The organism is Mycobacterium scrofulaceum, from assembly GCF_001667885.1.
Taxonomy (GTDB): Bacteria; Actinomycetota; Actinomycetes; order Mycobacteriales; family Mycobacteriaceae; genus Mycobacterium; species Mycobacterium scrofulaceum_C.
This window is the reverse complement of the sequence record NZ_LZJW01000136.1, coordinates 1-1,035: the sequence shown is the minus strand read 5'-3', so window position 1 is coordinate 1,035 and position 1,035 is coordinate 1. Positions and strand designations below refer to the sequence as shown.

The window sequence follows — 1,035 nt, the reverse complement described above, 5'->3', positions numbered from 1 at the left end:
ACCTGGGCCTGGTCGGCTTCGCCGGCACGCCGTACCTGCTGGTGTCGCCCACGCCGCAGCACCAGGCGACGATCGACGCGCTCAAGAAGCTCGACTTCGCCGACAGCACGGCCACCGGAGAGGCCATCTTCACCGCCCTGCACGCGGTGAGCGCCCTGGCCATCACCGGCGGCGACACCCCGCCCCCGGCCCGCATCGTGCTGCTGTCCGACGGCGGGGAGAACAAGCCGTCCAATCCCAGCGACCCGCACGACGGGGCCTACACGGCGCCGAGAACGTGCCGCTGGACGCCAACGCCCCGCAGGGGGCGTTCACCGCCGCCCGGGCCGCGAAGGCCGCGGGCGTGCAGATCTCGACCATCTCCTTCGGCACGCCGTACGGGACCGTCGAGTACGAGGGCGCCACCATCCCGGTTCCCGTCGACGACCAGACGCTGCAGAAGATCTGCGAGATCACCGACGGCCAGGCGTTCCACGCCGACAGCCTGGAGTCGCTGAAGAACGTCTACTCGACCCTGCAGCGCCAGATCGGCTACGAAACCGTCAAGGGCGATGCCAGCCTGGCCTGGATGCTGCTGGGGGCGGTCGCCTTGGCGAGCGCGATCCTGGCCGGCCTGTTCCTGAACCGCCGGCTGCCGTCCTGAGCGATCAGACCGGCAGCCGCCGGTTGATCAGCAGCGCCAACGCCGTCGCGATCAGGGCGGTGATCACGCCCAGGCGCAGCCACCCGGCGCTGCCCGGCCCCGCCACGGTGCGATAGCCGATGTCCTTCTCGATCGCGTTGTAGCTCTTGTTGAGCTCGGCGATGTTGCTGGCGGTGTAGGACTGCCCGCCGGAAAGCTTGGCGATGGTCTTCATCTGGTCCGTCGAGACCGGGACGGCGACGCGCTGCCCGTCCATCTCGATCTCGCCGGTCTTGGTGCCGAACGAGATCGTCGAGATGGGCACGCCCTCGTCCCGGGCCAGCCGCGCCGCCGTGTAGGCCCCGTCGTGCGGGTCGCTGGGATTGGACGGCTTGTTCTCCCCGCCGTCGGAC

2 pseudogenes are annotated in these 1,035 nt (G+C 70.1%); one reads left to right on the top strand and one right to left on the bottom strand.

Annotation, left to right across the window (positions count from 1 at the left end):
* Nucleotides 1-643 (top strand): annotated as a pseudogene (locus tag A5681_RS19855) (hypothetical protein); the annotation flags it as partial.
* A 4-nt stretch (nt 644-647) separates the two neighbouring features.
* On the opposite strand, the pseudogene A5681_RS19850 reads toward A5681_RS19855, so the two are convergent.
* Nucleotides 648-1,035: pseudogene (locus A5681_RS19850) on the bottom strand (hypothetical protein); the annotation flags it as partial.